This is a genomic window from Micromonospora sp. WMMC273 (genome assembly GCF_027460285.1).
Classification (GTDB): domain Bacteria; phylum Actinomycetota; class Actinomycetes; order Mycobacteriales; family Micromonosporaceae; genus Micromonospora; species Micromonospora aurantiaca.
The window spans coordinates 2,999,196-3,014,044 of the sequence record NZ_JAPZBE010000001.1 but is presented as its reverse complement, the minus strand read 5'-3'; the positions used below and the strand labels follow the sequence as shown (position 1 = coordinate 3,014,044).

The window sequence follows — 14,849 nt, the reverse complement described above, 5'->3', positions numbered from 1 at the left end:
TGTGGGGCGATGCGAATGACGGGCTACCACCCGATCCTCAAAGGACGCCAAGCCGAACTCCAGGCCGTCAGCCACGTCCCCGACGAACTCGCACCACACATCCTCCCGATCTTCGACCTGCCACCCTCCAAGCACGGTCCGATCACCGACGCATGCACCTTCAGTCAACGCGCACAGGACAGCATCCCGCGTGACATGGCCATCGCCGTCGACGTGCGCCACCTCCCCGAACCCACCACCGGCACCCGCCGGCCACTCCGCGACATCGCCGACGACCTGCACCCGTGGGGGATCCCCGCGCTGCCCGTCGCCCACCTGAACGACACCCCCGCACAACTGGCCGACGTCCGTTACGCCGCCGCGCCCTACGGTGGCGTTCTCCGGCTCGCCGCCCACCACACCGAACCGGACGACGCCGAAACCGACGCACGACTGAGCCAAGTCCTATCCGCCACCGAACTGCGACCCGAGAACTGCACCCTCGTCATCGACGTCGCCGAGGTGGCATCCGACCGGCACCTCACGACAGCCGAACCCCTCGTTCGCAAACACCTCGTGTGGGCCGGACGCCACCCCTGGAAGGCGGTCGTCGTCGCCGCCGGAGCCATGCCCGCCACGATCTCCCACGTACCAGCCGGCACCGCCATCCCGCTCCGCAGGCGGGACTTCGACCTCTGGCAGCGGCTCAAGGACCATGACATCCAGTTCGCCGACTACGGCGTCACTCACCCCGGCGCCGGATCGGGACGCCGAGGGCCAGCACCCAACATCCGCTACACCCACCAGGACACCTGGTGGACCTACCGTGCGCCCAGCGACGGCATGGACAGCGGCAACACCGGCATCTACGACATCTGCCAGGCCCTCGTATCCGCCGACCACTGGCCGCCCACCGGGCGTCACTTCTCCTGGGGCGACGAGCAGATCGCCCTGCGCGCCGCCCGCCACGCCGGCCCCGGCACCGCCACCCAATGGATCGCCTGGGCAACGTCACACCACCTGTCGTACGTCGCCGACCAACTCGGCCTGACAGCTATCGCTTGACCAACCCCGACAACGCCCTGTTGGTACGGTTCGCCGCCACCGCCGCCCGCTGCTGACCCGCCGTCACCTCGATGTACGTCTGCGACGACGCCAACGACGCATGCCCCAGCAACCGCATGATCTCCGCCGCGCTCGCCCCGTCCTCCGCCAACCGCGTCGCGAACGTGTGCCGCAACGCGTGCAACCGCGCACCCCGCGGCACCCGGTCACCGATGCCCGCCCGCCGGTAACACGACTCCACCAGGTACTGCAGACCGCCCCGCCGCAACGCCTCACCCTGACGATCCACCAGCAACGGCGAATCCGGCCGCACGCTGCGCGACCCGAACCGGAGCCGCCGGCTGTCCAGGTAACCCGCGAGCACCCGGTCGACGCCGTCCTCGATCGGCACCGTACGCGGCCGCCCACCCTTACCCGCCACGTCCACCCGCCGCTCGCCGTCGCGCCCGGCCACCGACGACACCCGCAGCGCCAGCAGCTCCGACAGCCGCAATCCCGCGCACAACGCCAGCGCCAGCACCGCCAGGTCGCGCTCCGGCCACGGATCGCGCTGCCGGCCCTCCGCGCGCGCCACCGCCGACAGCAGCTCCTCCGGGGTGTCCTCGCCGCGCAGCGGCTTGGGCCGGGGGAGCGGCGTGCGGGGCCGCCCCACCGCCGGCATCGGATTTCCCGGTACGACACCCTCGGCCACCAGGAACGTGAAGAAGCTGTTCCATGTCGACCAGGCACGGTGGACCGAGGCGGCGGCCCGGGGAGCAGCGAACCGCGCGAACGCCGCGCGCATCACCTTGGGGGAGAGGGCGCTGACGGGTACGTGCAGGGGAGAGGCATCACCATCGGTGGCGACCAGCTCGGCCACCGTGGTCAGATCCCTGCGGTACGCGGCCTGGGTGTGGGGGGAGGGCTTACGGGTGGCCCGGGCGGTCAGGAACTCCTTGATCAGGGTCTCCAACGTTTCGTCCGGTTTGTCATGCATAAGGGATATTATGCATGATTCTCGCGTTCCCGCCAGGAGTTCACAACAGGGGGGCGGGGGCGACCAACGCCATGATCAACTCCATCTCGCCGAGATGGCGGTAACCCCAGTGCTCCGATGCAGCCACATCGGCGAACTGGCGCCGCGCCAGCGATCATGAGGTTGACCGGAAGTGCTGTCTGATGTGTCGCCGCTAGCTTCATGATCGGCGGACGGCGGGTGGAGTGAGGTGGGATTCGGCGGGGGCGCTCGGGTCGGCCGGTGGATGGGCCGGCCCGATGACCGGTGCCTGGACGCAACGGCGGCGACATCGTGTCTGGAGGCGTGAGCCGGCTCGCGGCGAGCTCGCTGCCGCTGCCAACGCGCGCCACATTGAGCACGCGGCCCGGCGGCACGACAGGGGGTGACTGCGTGACACTCCGGCGCCCCCGAAAGCCCGCAAAGGCGGTCACCTGCCTCGCGCGGGCGCTCGGGGAGCTCCCGCCTCAGCTGTACTTGACATAATGTACATTATCGAACAGTGAGGTCAGGTTCGGGCACGACACCGATCCCGCCGAATTCCAGTTGCTCGCTAGCCGACCACTTAGCCTGAAACCGCAGTCCCGGGCGGTCGTCAGGAGCGTTTCGATGGACAACCGGCACGATGACGCCGAGCAGCGGGACCCACGCCCCGAGTCCTGGAAGGTCCGGTCCCCGCATCGGATCTTCAGCAAAGCCCGAGTCGCGCCCTCGCCCCTGCCGATCCCGAAACCAGTGCCCTGGCTGGTCCTCGGAACTCTCAGCACGGTGACGCTGCTTCTGGCACTCGGTGGCCTTGCGCGGTCCGCTGCCGTCCCGGCGGATCACAGTGGTTGGGGGTTCCTGGAGCCGTTCCGCCTTCTTCTGATCGGCGTGGCTCGTGCCTTCGGCAACCCGCCCACTGAGCTGTGGCAACGGCTCGGGATCCTGATCCTGTTCCTGGCGGCCTTCGTCGCGTGGCGCAACTTTCGCCGTGAGTGGCTCGCACACCGCCCCGGGGCGGTCGACGTGCGTGACTTCGAGAATGCCGCGGACGCGAAAGACACCGGCCGGGCGGCGTACCTGAAGAGCCGGTTCTGCCGTCAGCTCGCCACCACCAGCATCTACCCGCCATATGCGGGCCCGACGACTCTCCCTGCGCAGAACTTCCTCGATGTCCTCGGCGAGGAGCCGGGAACGTTGACGAACCCGTTGGCGGTCCTGCCCAAGTTCATGGCACGGCTCTGGCCTCGGACGGGTTACATGATCAGGGCAACTCTCCAGGAGCGGAAGCAGGAGCCCTGTTGCGGCGTCTCGGTCACGGTCACGTCGTTCGCGGGTGCCACAGGCAGTGCGACGACTACCGAGTGGGGCATGACATGGGAAGACGCAACCTGTAAGGCGGCCTACTGGACGATGGCCAAGATCCTGCCAGTGACCCGCCTGGCTGATGAGGCGCCGTGGCGGACGTGGCGGCTCCGGGACCTGCCGACCGGACTCTTCGAGGCGTACAACGAGGCCAAGAAGCGGCACGACGAGCGGCGTCTCGACGACGCGCTCTGGTGGTATCGGGAAGCCCTTCGCCTGGACCCTTCAACTCCGATATCCGCATGATGGTGGCCAGCGTTCAGGAGGACCTGGGTCTGTTCCTCGCCGCCCTGGACACGTACCACGGCGCGCTCTGCCTCGGTGAGTTGGAGAGCCGCTACACCGCCTCACTCTGGACCCGCAGACGAGATCGGTGGAGGCACCCGTTCCGCTACCCCATCTCGATGCTGTGGGCCATCCGTCGGCGCCGGGAACTCATTCGCCTGCGCTATCAGTACGCGAAGACTCTGGCGTACTCGGAACGCACCGTGGAGAACCTTCCGCTCGCCACCGATGCCGTCGGCGAGCGGAAGGTTCTCCGTGACCAGATCAAGGATCGGTTGATCGCGGCCTTCGTGGGTCGGTACTGGCCGTTGTTGTCTTCCTTTCGCGATGCAGCGGACCGTGCCGAGGCGCAGCGGCAGGTCAAGGAGATGCTGGGCACTCCGGCCACCGCTCGGGTGCTGCTCAACCTGGCCGCGCTCCAGGAGTTTCACCGGCTGCACGAGGACGCATTGCTGGCGTGGTTGGTCCCCGGTACCCGCTCCGAGGTGACCAGGGGCGCGCTTCGCTTCGCGCGGGACGTGTGGGCGCCGCTCCGGCTCGCCCGCGCCGTACATGATCTGGCCCAGGACCAGCTCACTGTTGCGGGTGTCGAGGTCGGCTGGTTCGCCGAGCAGAGGCTGGTCGCGATGCGGAACCTGCGACCCTGGTGGCCACGACGCCTGTACCGGCGAGTCGAGACGATGGTGGGGAGTTGGCCCGTCCAGCCGGTGTTGCTTCGCGACGCAGTCGCCCGCGCGCAGCGTCGTCATCGGCTCGGCCCGGGACGGCTTGGCTACCTGGACTACTACCAGGCGGCGACTGCCTATGCCTACGGCCTGTACGGCTATCTCCCTGTTCCCCCACCGAGCCCGGAGGCGGAGGTGGCTCCGATTCCTCCCGGCGATCTCGGCGAGGACCGGCGTCAGCACCTGCTGACCGAGTACGCGGTGATCGAACTCCAGGCCGCTCTGGCCAGCGCTGGAAGCAAGGTAGCCGGGCAGGTCTCGCTGCAGGCCACCACGCAGACCGGTGTGGCCTCACGGCTGCGCAGTTGGATCGCCAGCAGTGACCCGGACTTCGGTCGCCTCCGCGGCAGTGACGAGTTCCGGTTCCTTCAACTGGACCTGTACCAGCCGATGCGATCGGTCCTGCGTCGCCCCGAGAACGTCACCCGTATCCGGATCGCGGCGTACGTCAAGAAGCTGCTCCACGACGGGGCGGCGCTGCTGGAGCAAAACTGGCACCAGCGCTGTGAGCCACCGTGGCCAGGGGATGTCCACGATCTGATCAAGTGGCTCGACGTGGACGACCGGACATGGCGCCTGCTGGCGAGGATGGCGGAGGACCGCGCTTGGTACTGGCTGCACCGGGCGGAGTTCTGTCGCCTCGTCACCGAGGCGGTGGAGCTTGTGTACGTCGCGGATCTCCGCTTCCCGCCACCCGTGCCGGTGTTCGACGAGTTGGTCATCGAGAAGCCGGACGGCCTGGAGTCGCTGTCTCGACGCGACGAATCCGTCGAAGCCCGGGTGGATGAGCTGACCCGGCACGTGGACGAGGTCGTCCAGCAGGTGGGCCGCGTGACCGCGAAGCTGAGCGCCGCCACCGCAGAGTTCGGCCTGGCGACCTTGAGGCGGGTCGATGCGGAAGGAGACCGGCCGGGCGTCGAGCACCTGCGCGCGGTCTGCAGCCGGCGTGCCGCGCACTGGCAGCGGGTTGTCGACATCCTGTCCGATGATCGGCTGCGGGTCGAGTTCGTCGATCCGGTGAACATCCAGCTCGAGCCCTGAACGGAGGTGTGCCCGCGCGTCCTCGTCGTGGGGTCCTCCGCTGAGTGTTGTCGGTGCCTCTCCCCTGCTCCTGGTACGGCGGTCAGGCGCCGACGTAGTCGGCCAGGTGTTCGCCGGTGAGTGTGGACCGGGCCGCCACGAGATCCGCCGGGGTGCCCTCGTACACGATCCGGCCGCCGTCGTGACCGGCGCCCGGGCCGAGGTCGATGATCCAGTCGGCGTGTGCCATGACGGCCTGGTGGTGCTCGATCACGATGACGGACTTCCCGGCGTCGACGAGCCGGTCGAGCAGGCCGAGCAGTTGGGCGACGTCGGCCAGGTGCAGGCCGGTGGTGGGTTCGTCCAGGACGTACACGCCGCCCTTGTCCCCCATCCGGGTGGCGAGCTTGAGGCGTTGCCGTTCGCCGCCGGACAGCGTGGTCAGGGGTTGACCGAGCGTGAGGTAGCCGAGGCCGACGTCGGCGAGCCGGTCGAGGATGGTGTGTGCGGCCGGGGTGCGGGCGTCGCCGTCGCTGAAGAACGTCTCGGCTTCGTCGACGGACATGGCGAGGACCTCGCTGATGTCGCGTCCGCCGAGGTGGTAGTCGAGGACGGCGGGCTGGAAGCGCTTGCCTTCGCAGTCCTCGCAGGTGCTGGCGACGCCGGCCATCATGCCGAGGTCGGTGTAGATGACGCCGGCGCCGTTGCAGGTCGGACAGGCGCCTTCGGAGTTGGCGCTGAACAGGGCGGGTTTGACGCCGTTGGCCTTGGCGAAGGCTTTGCGGATGGGGTCGAGCAGGCCGGTGTAGGTGGCGGGGTTGCTGCGGCGGGAGCCGCGGATGGCGGTCTGGTCGATGCTGACGACGTCCTCGCGTTTGGCCAGTGAGTCGTGGATGAGGCTGCTCTTGCCGGAGCCGGCGACGCCGGTGACGACGACCAGGACGCCGAGGGGGATGTCGACGTCGACGTCGCGCAGGTTGTGGGTGCGGGCGCCGCGGATCGGCAGGGCGCCGGTGGGCGTACGCAGCTTGTCCTTGAGGGTGGCGCGGTCGTCGAGGTGGCGGCCGGTGGTGGTGCCGCTTTCGCGCAGGCCGGCGACTGTGCCTTCGTAGCAGATGGTGCCGCCGGCGGTGCCGGCGCCGGGGCCGAGGTCGACGACGTGGTCGGCGATGGCGATGGTCTCGGGTTTGTGTTCGACGACGAGGACGGTGTTGCCCTTGTCGCGGAGTTGGAGCAGGAGGTTGTTCATGCGGGCGATGTCGTGCGGGTGCAGGCCGATGGTGGGTTCGTCGAAGACGTAGGTGACGTCGGTGAGGGACGAGCCGAGGTGGCGGATCATCTTGGTGCGCTGGGCCTCGCCGCCGGAGAGGGTGCCGGCGGGGCGGTCGAGGCTGAGGTAGCCGAGGCCGATCTCGACGAAGGAGTCGAGGGTGTCCCCCAGTGCTTTGAGCAGCGGGCCGACGGAGGGTTCGTGGAGGTCGCGTACCCAGGTGGCGAGGTCGCTGATCTGCATGGCGCAGGCGTCGGCGATGTTGATGCCGTTGATCTTCGAGGAGCGGGCTTCGGGGGCCAGGCGGGTGCCGTCGCAGTCGGGGCAGGTGGTGAACGTGATGGCGCGTTCGACGAAGGCGCGGATGTGCGGCTGCATGGCGTCGACGTCCTTGGCGAGCATCGACTTGCTGATGGCGGGGATGAGACCGGTGTAGGTGACGTTGATGCCGTCGACTTTGATCTTTGTGGGTTCCTTGTGGAGCAGGTCGCTCAGCTCGCGTTTGGTGTAGTCGCGGATGGGCTTTTCGGGGTCGAACAGGCCGCTGGAGCGGAAGATGCGGCCGTACCAGCCGTCCATGCTGTAGCCGGGGATGGTGATGGCGCCCTCGTTGAGGGAGAGCTTCTCGTCGTAGAGGACGGTGAGGTCGAAGTCGGTGACGGCGCCGCGGCCCTCGCAGCGGGGGCACATGCCGCCGAGGCGGTTGAAGGTGCCCTTCTTGGTCTGGGTCCTGCCGGGGCCGCGGTCGACGGTGATGGCGCCGGCGGCGCGGACGGAGGGGACGTTGAAGGAGTAGGCGTTGGGTGGGCCGATGTGGGGGTCGCCGAGGCGGCTGAACAGGATGCGGAGCATGGCGTTGACGTCGGTGGCGGTGCCGACGGTGGAGCGGGGGTCGGCGCCCATGCGTTCCTGGTCGACGATGATGGCGGTGGTGAGGCCTTCGAGGACGTCGACTTCGGGGCGGGACAGGGTAGGCATGAAGCCCTGGACGAAGGCGCTGTAGGTCTCGTTGATGAGGCGCTGGGACTCGGCGGCAATGGTGCCGAAGACCAGTGAGCTCTTGCCGGAGCCGGAGACGCCGGTGAAGACGGTGAGGCGGCGTTTGGGTATCTCGACGTCGACGTTGCGCAGGTTGTTCTCGCGGGCGCCGTGGACGCGGATGATGTCGTGGCTGTCGGCGTGGTGCAGGCCGGTGGTGGCCTTGCTCATTGTGCTCTCCGTCCGGTGGTGCGGGTGTCAGTCGAGCCAGCGGCCGTCGCGCATCAGGGTGCGGCCGGGTAGTTCGTCGGCTTCGCGCCAGGCCTGGATGCGGTGTGGGGTGATGCGGTACCAGTGGTAGGGCGTGGTCAGGGTACGGGGGTCGAAGCCGGTTCGGGTGGCGAAGCGGTCACCTCGGTCGGTGGGCAGGGCGTCGATGGTGAGGGTTTCGACGTGGCCGTCGATCATGGTGACGTCGCGGGTGGGGCCGAGGCCGACGCGGGCGCGGCCGCCGGCGAGGTTGCGGCCGGTGGGGCTGTCGGCCGGGGTGGCGACGAGCAGGGTGTGGCCGTCCCAGTCGAAGGACAGGGGCACGAGGTACGGGGTGCCGTCGGGGCCGGCGGTGGCGACCCAGCAGTCGACGTCGTGGTCGAGGCGGTGGGTGGTGTCGTGGCGCCGCTGGGCGCGGGGGCGGGGCGCGTCGGTCACGGGTCAGCGCTGCTCGTTGATGCGGATGAGGTTGCCGGTGGGGTCGCGGAAGGCGCAGTCGCGGACGCCGTAGGGCTGTTCGGTGGGTTCCTGGACGACGTCGGCGCCGCTTGCCTGGAGGCGGTCGAACAGGCCGTCGAGGTCGTCGGTGGCGAGGGTGAGTGCGCCGTAGCTGCCCTTGGCGATGAGTTCGAGGATGGTGCGGCGTTCGTCGTCGCTGATGCCGGGGTCGACGGCCGGTGGGTGCAGGACGATGCCGGTCTCGGGCTGGTTGGGTGGGCCGACGGTGAGCCAGCGCATGGTGTCGCCCTGGCCGACGTCGTTGCGGAGTTCGAAGCCGAGGGTGTCGCGGTAGAAGGCGATGGCGGTGTCGGCGTCGGTGTGGGGCAGGAATGCGTAGTGAATGGTGATCGTCATGGTGGTCACGCTAGTGGTGGTCGGCCGGTGCGGGCTTCTCGATTCCTGATCGGTCGGGTGGCTTGTTTGGTGAGGCAGGGTGGTGGTTCGGCGGTGTCGGGGGCGTGGCGGGCGCGGTAGGCGCTGGGTGGTTCGCCGACGAGTTCGGTGAAGCGGGTGCTGAAGGTGCCCAGGGACTGGCAGCCGACGGCGAAGCAGACGTCGGTGACGCTGAGGTCGCCGCGGCGCAGCAGGGCCATGGCGCGTTCGATGCGGCGGGTCATGAGGTATGCGTACGGGGATTCGCCGTAGGTCTGGCGGAACTGGCGGCTGAGGTGGCCGGCGGACATGTGTTCGCCGCGGGCGAGGGCTTCGACGTCGAGGGGTTTGGCGTATTCGCGGTCGATGCGGTCGCGGACGCGGCGTAGCCGGGTGAGGTCGCGCAGGCGCTGGGCGAACGCGGGGTCGTCGGTTGCCGGGTGCGGTGGCACGTCCGCATCCTGCCTGGTGGGCGGTGGGGTCGTCCACCTGTTCGAGCGGCGAGTCGCCGCCGGGGTGCACCCGGGCGGCGGGTGCACCCGCGCTGTCGGTCAGCGCAGCCGGCGAGCGGTGAAGCGGGTGGGTGGGTCGGCGATGGCGTCCTGGGTGGCGACGATCTGCAGTTCGCGGGTGCCGGCTTCGAGTGTGGCCTCGAGTACGGCGTAGATCGAGTTGGTGGTGCGTTCCAGGGCGGTCTGTGGTGAGCCGGTGGTGGCGAGGTGGGCGAGGTAGAGGGCGGCGGTGACGTCGCCGCCGCCGTTGGGTGCGATCGGCAGCAGCGGGGTGGTGACGGCCCAGGCGCCGTCGTCGGAGACGGCGACGACTTCCAGGTGGCCGGCGGGCAGGTCGCCGTGCAGGACGCTGGTGACCAGGACGTGCCGGGGGCCGGTGGCGCGGACGGCGTCGACGGCGGCGAGCAGGTCGTCGATGGTGTCTGTGGTGCGGCCGGCGAGGAACTCCAGCTCGAACTGGTTGGGGGTGACGATGTCGGCGCGCGGGACGACGGTGTCGCGGAGGTATTCGGGGATGCCGGGGCGGACGAACATGCCGCGGCCGACGTCGCCCATGACCGGGTCGCAGCAGTAGAGGGCGGCCGGGTTGGCGGCCTTGACCTGGGCGACGGCGTCGAGGATGACGGCGCCGACGGCGGGGTCGCCCTGGTAGCCGGAGAGGACGGCGTCGGCGGTGCCCAGTACGCCGCGGTCGGCGATACCGGCGATGACGTCGGCGACGTCGGTGGGGGCGAGCAGGGGGCCGCGCCAGGCGCCGTAGCCGGTGTGGTTGGAGAAGTGCACGGTCAGGACCGGCCAGACCTCGTGTCGGAGGCGTTGCAGTGGGAACACGGCGGCGGAGTTGCCGACGTGGCCGTAGGCGACCGACGACTGGATGGACAGGATCTTCACCTGGTCATCGTCGCATCTCCGGACGGGCGTGACCGCTGGTGGTGGGGTGATGACGGGCCGGGACGGCGGTGACCGTTCGGCTCAGGGTTTCGACCGCCGGGCGCGGGGCGGGTTTGGGCGCAGCGTGCGGTGGGGGCATGAACTCCGGTGTTCTCGCCTTCTGGACGGAGGAAGCGTTGATGCTTTCCGCACTCGATCGTCGGCACACCGTCGCGCCGCCGGGGTACAGCCGCTGGCTGATACCTCCGGCGGCGCTGGCGATCCATCTGTGCATCGGGCAGGTGTACGCGACGAGCGTGTACAAGAACTCCCTGATTGCGCATTTCGACACGAGTCAGACGGCGATCGGGGTGATCTTCAGCATCGCGATCGTGATGCTGGGGTTGTCGGCCGCGGTGGCCGGTACGTGGGTGGAGGCGAACGGGCCGCGTAAGGCGATGTTCGTCTCGGCGTGTTTCTGGGCGGCGGGGTTCCTGGTCGGGGCGCTGGGCATCGCGACCGGGCAGCTGTGGCTGCTGTATCTGGGGTACGGGGTGCTGGGCGGGATCGGTCTGGGAATCGGGTACATCTCCCCCGTCTCCACGTTGATCAAGTGGTTTCCGGACCGGCCGGGTCTGGCGACCGGGCTCGCGATCATGGGATTCGGTGGTGGGGCGATGGTGGCCTCTCCCCTGTCCCGGCAGCTGCTGTCGTTCTTCGACTCGGGTTACGACCCGTCGAACAGCGGTTCCACGGCGTCGGGTTCGGCACTGGTGTGGCTGTTCGTCACGCTCGGCGTCGGCTACTTCGTGATCATGATGTTCGGGGTGTTCAACGTGCGGGTCCCGGCGCCGGGCTGGCGGCCGGCCGGTTTCGACCCGGCGACGGTGGCGGAGAAGCCGCTGGTGACGACCGCCAACGTGTCGGCGGCCAACGCGGTGAGGACGCGGTCGTTCTGGCTGCTGTGGGTGGTGCTGTTCTGCAACGTGACGGCGGGTATCGGCATCCTGGAGCAGGCCAGCCCGATGATCCAGGACTTCTTCCGCGACAACGGGACCTCGGCGGTGTCGGTGGCGGCGGCCGGCGGGTTCGTGGGAGTGCTGTCGCTGTTCAACATGGCGGGCCGGTTCGTGTGGTCGTCCACGTCGGATCTGATCGGCCGCAAGCCGATCTACGTGGTGTACCTGGGTGTGGGCATGGTGCTGTACCTGCTGCTGGCGCTGGTGGGGCAGACCTCGACGGCGTTGTTCGTGCTGCTGGCAGCCGTGATCCTGTCGTTCTACGGTGGCGGGTTCGCGACCATTCCGGCGTACCTGCGGGACATGTTCGGCACGTTCGAGGTCGGCGCGATCCACGGCCGGCTGCTGACCGCGTGGTCGGCGGCGGGCGTGGCCGGGCCGCTGATCGTCAACGCGTTCCTCGACGCGCAGGGCGAGCCGGGCACGCTGACGGCGGCGGCGTACCGGCCGGCGCTGTTCACGATGGTCGGGGTGCTGGCGGTGGGTCTGGTGGCGAACCTGCTGGTGCGGCCGGTGCCGCAGCGCTACCACGAGCCCGCGTCGGGGCGGGACGAGACGGTGCAGGGGACCACGGAGAGGAGCGGATCGTGAACGAGCGCAGCGGAGGCGGGCAGCAGGTCCGCCTGGTGGTGTCGTGGCTGGTGGTGTCGGTGCTGCTGGGCTACGGGGTGGTGCAGACGCTGATCACGGCGGCGAAGCTGTTCACCCGGTAGGAGACGCGACGCGGCGGCCTGGGGGCGGGAAACCCCCGGGCCGCCGCCGGGTCAGAGACCGCCGCCGACGCGCAGGACCGCGCCCGTGGTGTACGAGGCGTCCGGGCCGAGCAGGTGCGCGATCGCGCCGGCGACCTCCCCGGGTTCGCCGGCGCGGCCCATCGGGATCCGCCCGGCGGCGCTGTCCGGGCGGTCGGGCACGCCGGAGCGGGCGTGGATCGTGGTGCGGATGATCCCGGGGGCGACGGCGTTGACGCGGATGCCGTGCGGCGCGAGTTCCTTGGCGAGCCCGACGGTGAGGGTGTCGGTGGCGGCCTTGACTGCGGCGTAGTGGATGTACTCGCCGGGCGAGCCGAGCGTGGCGGCGACGGAGGAGACGTTGACGATGGCGCCGCCGCGGGTGAGCCGCCGGGCCGCCTGCTGGGCGCACAGCACGTACCCGATGAGGTTGACGTCGACGACCTCGCGCAGGTCCTCGACGCGCAGGTCGGTGAACGGGCCGATCGGGCTGGTGACGCCGGCGTTGTTGACCAGGCCGGTGAGCGGGCCGAGCCGGTCGGCGGCGTCGAAGATGCGGCGTACCTGGTCGGGGTCGCATGTGTCGGCGGCGACGGTGACCGCGCGGCGGCCGGCGGCGCGCACGTCGGCGGCCACGGATTCGGCGGCGGCGTGGTCAGCGCGGTAGCCGATGACCAGGTCGTGGCCCTCGGTGGCGAGCCGGCGGGCGGTGGCCGCGCCGATGCCGCGTCCTCCCCCGGTGACGATGGTGACGGAGGTCAATGCCCTTCTCCCCTGTCGTGCGGTGGGGGCGACGTTACCGTGGGCGGGACCATCCGGGGTGGAGAGGACTGTCACATGGGGCGCGCGTTGGTGCTGGGTGGCGGCGGGGTGACCGGGGTGGCCTGGGAGCTGGGTCTGCTGGCCGGGCTCGCCGGGCACGGCCTGCGGCTGGACGAGGCGGACCTGGTGGTGGGCACGTCGGCCGGGTCGGTGGTCGGGGCGCAGGTGCGTTCGGGTACGCCTCTGGCGGAGTTGTACGAGGCGCAGCTGCGGCCGCCCCGCGAGGAGGTGCCGGCGCGGCTCGGGACGGGCGTGCTGTTGCGCTGGGCGTGGGCCGGTGGGCGGGGCCGGGACGCGGCGCGGGCCCGGGCGCGTATCGGCGCGATGGCGTTGTCGGCGCGTACCCCGTCGGAGCAGTCGCGGCGGGCGGTGATCGCGGCCCGGTTGCCGTCACCGCAGTGGCCGGCGGCGCGGTTGCTGGTCACCGCCGTGGACGCGGCCTCCGGCGAGTTCGTGGTGTTCGACGCGGATGGCGGGGTGCCGCTGGTGGACGCCGTCGGCGCGAGTTGCGCGGTGCCGGGGGTGTGGCCGCCGGTGACTGTCGGCGGCCGGCGCTACGTCGACGGTGGGGTCCGCTCGCCGGTGAACGCGGATCTGGCGGCCGGGTGCGATCGGGTGGTGGTGCTGGCGCCGACGCGCGCGGCGGTGGGGCCGATGCCTCGGCTGGCGGCGCAGGTGGCGGCGTTGCGGGAGGCGGGGGCGCGGGTGGCGGTGGTGTCGCCGGACCGGGCGGCGCGGACGGCGATCGGCCGTAACGTGCTGGACCCGGCGCGGCGGGCGGCGTCGGCGCGGGCCGGGTTCGCGCAGGCCGACGCGGTGGCCGCCGAGGTGGCCGGGGTGTGGCGGTGACCGCGATCAGGAGCCGCTGATCAGGCGCGCCAGCCGCCGGTTGAGGTAGCGCTGTTCGGGCAGGCTGCCGGTGAGCCGGGCGGCCAGCCGGTAGTGCTCGGCGGCGGCCTGCGGGTCGCCGCGGAGTTCCAGCAGGTGCGCGCGCACGGCGTGCAGCCGGTGGTGGCCGCGCATCGCCGGGTCGGCCAGCAGCGGGTCGAGCAGGGCCAGCCCGACGGCGGGGCCGTGCGCCATGGCCACCGCGACGGCCTGGTTGAGCGTGACGAACGGGCTGGGGGCGACCCGGCTCAGCATGTCGTAGAGGACGCTGATCTGCAGCCAGTCGGTGTCGCCGAAGGCCGGCGCCTCGGCGTGCACGGCGGCGATGGCCGCCTGGAGCTGGTAGCGGCCCACCGGGCCGTGGGGCAGGGCCCGGCCGAGCAGCGTTACGCCCTCGTCGATGAGGTCGCCGCGCCAGCGGGAGCGGTCCTGGTCGGCCAGCGGTACGAGGTCACCGGCGGCGTCGGTACGGGCCGCCGACCGGGCGTGGGTGAGCAGCATCAGCGCCAGCGCGCCGGTGACCTCGTGGTGGCCGGGCAGGGCGGCGTGGACCTGCCGGGTGAGCCGGATCGCCTCCTCGGCGAGTTCGACGTCCAGGAGCTGGTCGCCGGAGGTGCGGGTGTAGCCCTCGCTGAACACCAGGTGACACACGTCCAGCACGGCGGCCACCCGGTCGGGCAGCGCGTCCGGTGGCGGCATGGTGAACCGGGCGCCGGCCTCGCGCAGTGTCGCGCGGGCGCGGCTCAGCCGCTGCGTCATGGTCCGGGCCGGAACCAGGTAGGCCGCGGCGATCTGCTCCACCCGCAGTCCCGCCACGGCGCGCAGGGTCAGCGCGACCTGGGAGGGGCGGCTCAGCGCCGGGTGGCAGCACAGGAACAGCAGCCGCAACGTGTCGTCGGCGCCGGTCACGGGCGTGTCGTCGTCGACGGGCGGTACCACGCCGGCGCCGGGTTGCCGGCCCGCGTCGAGCCGCTCGCGGCGGGTTCGGGCCGCCTCGGCGCGCATCCGGTCGATCAGCCGCCGCGAGGCGACCTGGATGAGCCAGGCGCGGGGTTCGTCGGGGACGCCGGTGAGCGGCCACCGCGCGGCTGCGGCTTCCGCCGCGTCCTGGAGGGCGTCCTCGCAGGCGTCGGGGTGCCCGTAGCGGCGCAGCAGCGCGGCGCGGACGTGCGGCGCCTCCCGGCGCCACACGTCCGCGAGG

At 70.8% G+C, this 14,849-nt stretch carries 14 protein-coding genes; 6 read left to right on the top strand and 8 right to left on the bottom strand.

Annotation, left to right across the window (positions count from 1 at the left end):
* Nucleotides 1-9 precede the first annotated feature (9 nt).
* Entirely contained in the window at nt 10-1,044 is a 1,035-nt protein-coding gene (locus O7611_RS14050) for a beta family protein (protein WP_269696993.1), read from the top strand.
* On the opposite strand, the gene O7611_RS14045 is transcribed toward O7611_RS14050, so the two are convergent.
* Nucleotides 1,034-2,020: a tyrosine-type recombinase/integrase gene (locus O7611_RS14045; RefSeq protein ID WP_269696992.1), complete on the bottom strand. Its 987-nt coding sequence runs from the start codon at nt 2,018-2,020 to the stop codon at nt 1,034-1,036. The two genes, O7611_RS14050 and O7611_RS14045, sit on opposite strands and share 11 nt — an antisense overlap.
* A 786-nt stretch (nt 2,021-2,806) precedes the next feature.
* Here O7611_RS14045 and O7611_RS14040 point away from each other — a divergent pair.
* Both O7611_RS14040 and O7611_RS14035 read left to right on the top strand, forming a co-directional pair.
* Nucleotides 2,807-3,631: a hypothetical protein gene (locus O7611_RS14040; protein ID WP_269696991.1), complete on the top strand. Its 825-nt coding sequence runs from the start codon at nt 2,807-2,809 to the stop codon at nt 3,629-3,631.
* Nucleotides 3,628-5,436 carry a hypothetical protein gene (locus tag O7611_RS14035; RefSeq protein ID WP_269696990.1) on the top strand — a complete coding sequence of 603 codons (1,809 nt, stop codon included), beginning with the start codon at nt 3,628-3,630 and terminating at the stop codon, nt 5,434-5,436. Before O7611_RS14040 ends, O7611_RS14035 begins: the two co-directional genes overlap by 4 nt.
* An 82-nt stretch (nt 5,437-5,518) precedes the next feature.
* Here O7611_RS14035 and O7611_RS14030 read toward each other — a convergent pair whose 3' ends face one another.
* From O7611_RS14030 to pdxY, 5 genes are all read right to left on the bottom strand, one after another.
* Nucleotides 5,519-7,894, bottom strand: coding sequence for an ATP-binding cassette domain-containing protein (locus O7611_RS14030; RefSeq protein ID WP_194803374.1), 2,376 nt, complete (start codon nt 7,892-7,894; stop codon nt 5,519-5,521).
* A 27-nt stretch (nt 7,895-7,921) separates the two neighbouring features.
* Nucleotides 7,922-8,371 (bottom strand): pyridoxamine 5'-phosphate oxidase family protein, encoded by a 450-nt coding sequence (locus O7611_RS14025; protein WP_269696989.1) that lies wholly within the window; start codon nt 8,369-8,371, stop codon nt 7,922-7,924.
* 3 nt (nt 8,372-8,374) lie between these two features.
* On the bottom strand, nt 8,375-8,788 hold the full coding sequence (locus tag O7611_RS14020; RefSeq protein WP_194803376.1) for a VOC family protein: 414 nt from the start codon (nt 8,786-8,788) through the stop codon (nt 8,375-8,377).
* A 5-nt stretch (nt 8,789-8,793) separates the two neighbouring features.
* Nucleotides 8,794-9,258 (bottom strand): helix-turn-helix transcriptional regulator, encoded by a 465-nt coding sequence (locus O7611_RS14015; protein ID WP_013286348.1) that lies wholly within the window; start codon nt 9,256-9,258, stop codon nt 8,794-8,796.
* Nucleotides 9,259-9,357: 99 nt separating this feature from the next.
* Nucleotides 9,358-10,209 (bottom strand): pyridoxal kinase PdxY, encoded by an 852-nt coding sequence (gene pdxY, locus O7611_RS14010; protein WP_194803377.1) that lies wholly within the window; start codon nt 10,207-10,209, stop codon nt 9,358-9,360.
* 179 nt (nt 10,210-10,388) lie between these two features.
* Between pdxY and O7611_RS14005 the strand changes: the two genes are divergently transcribed.
* Both O7611_RS14005 and O7611_RS14000 read left to right on the top strand, forming a co-directional pair.
* Entirely contained in the window at nt 10,389-11,798 is a 1,410-nt protein-coding gene (locus O7611_RS14005; RefSeq protein ID WP_269696988.1) for an OFA family MFS transporter, read from the top strand.
* Nucleotides 11,795-11,920 (top strand): MFS transporter small subunit, encoded by a 126-nt coding sequence (locus O7611_RS14000; RefSeq protein ID WP_255533244.1) that lies wholly within the window; start codon nt 11,795-11,797, stop codon nt 11,918-11,920. The genes O7611_RS14005 and O7611_RS14000 overlap by 4 nt, the downstream gene beginning before the upstream one ends.
* A 51-nt stretch (nt 11,921-11,971) precedes the next feature.
* On the opposite strand, the gene O7611_RS13995 is transcribed toward O7611_RS14000, so the two are convergent.
* Nucleotides 11,972-12,700, bottom strand: a complete 729-nt coding sequence (locus O7611_RS13995) for an SDR family NAD(P)-dependent oxidoreductase (protein ID WP_269696987.1) — start codon at nt 12,698-12,700, stop codon at nt 11,972-11,974.
* A 75-nt stretch (nt 12,701-12,775) separates the two neighbouring features.
* On the opposite strand from O7611_RS13995, the gene O7611_RS13990 reads away from it, so the two are divergent.
* A complete protein-coding gene (locus O7611_RS13990) occupies nt 12,776-13,609 on the top strand; it encodes a patatin-like phospholipase family protein (RefSeq protein WP_194803379.1) in 834 nt (277 codons plus the stop codon).
* A gap of 6 nt (nt 13,610-13,615) precedes the next feature.
* Here the strand turns inward: O7611_RS13990 and O7611_RS13985 are convergent, their stop codons facing one another.
* Entirely contained in the window at nt 13,616-14,839 is a 1,224-nt protein-coding gene (locus O7611_RS13985; protein ID WP_269696986.1) for an RNA polymerase sigma factor, read from the bottom strand.
* Between the last annotated feature and the right edge of the window lie 10 nt (nt 14,840-14,849).

Bases quoted from the DNA above. Each gene is read 5' to 3' on its own strand.
- O7611_RS14020 (WP_194803376.1), bottom strand. From the start codon at position 8,788: ATGACGATCACCATTCACTACGCATTCCTGCCCCACACCGACGCCGAC.
- O7611_RS14050 (WP_269696993.1), top strand. From the start codon at position 10: ATGCGAATGACGGGCTACCACCCGATCCTCAAAGGACGCCAAGCCGAA.
- O7611_RS14005 (WP_269696988.1), top strand. From the start codon at position 10,389: ATGCTTTCCGCACTCGATCGTCGGCACACCGTCGCGCCGCCGGGGTAC.
- O7611_RS14035 (WP_269696990.1), top strand. From the start codon at position 3,628: ATGATGGTGGCCAGCGTTCAGGAGGACCTGGGTCTGTTCCTCGCCGCC.
- O7611_RS14030 (WP_194803374.1), bottom strand. From the start codon at position 7,894: ATGAGCAAGGCCACCACCGGCCTGCACCACGCCGACAGCCACGACATC.
- O7611_RS14045 (WP_269696992.1), bottom strand. From the start codon at position 2,020: ATGCATGACAAACCGGACGAAACGTTGGAGACCCTGATCAAGGAGTTC.
- O7611_RS13990 (WP_194803379.1), top strand. From the start codon at position 12,776: ATGGGGCGCGCGTTGGTGCTGGGTGGCGGCGGGGTGACCGGGGTGGCC.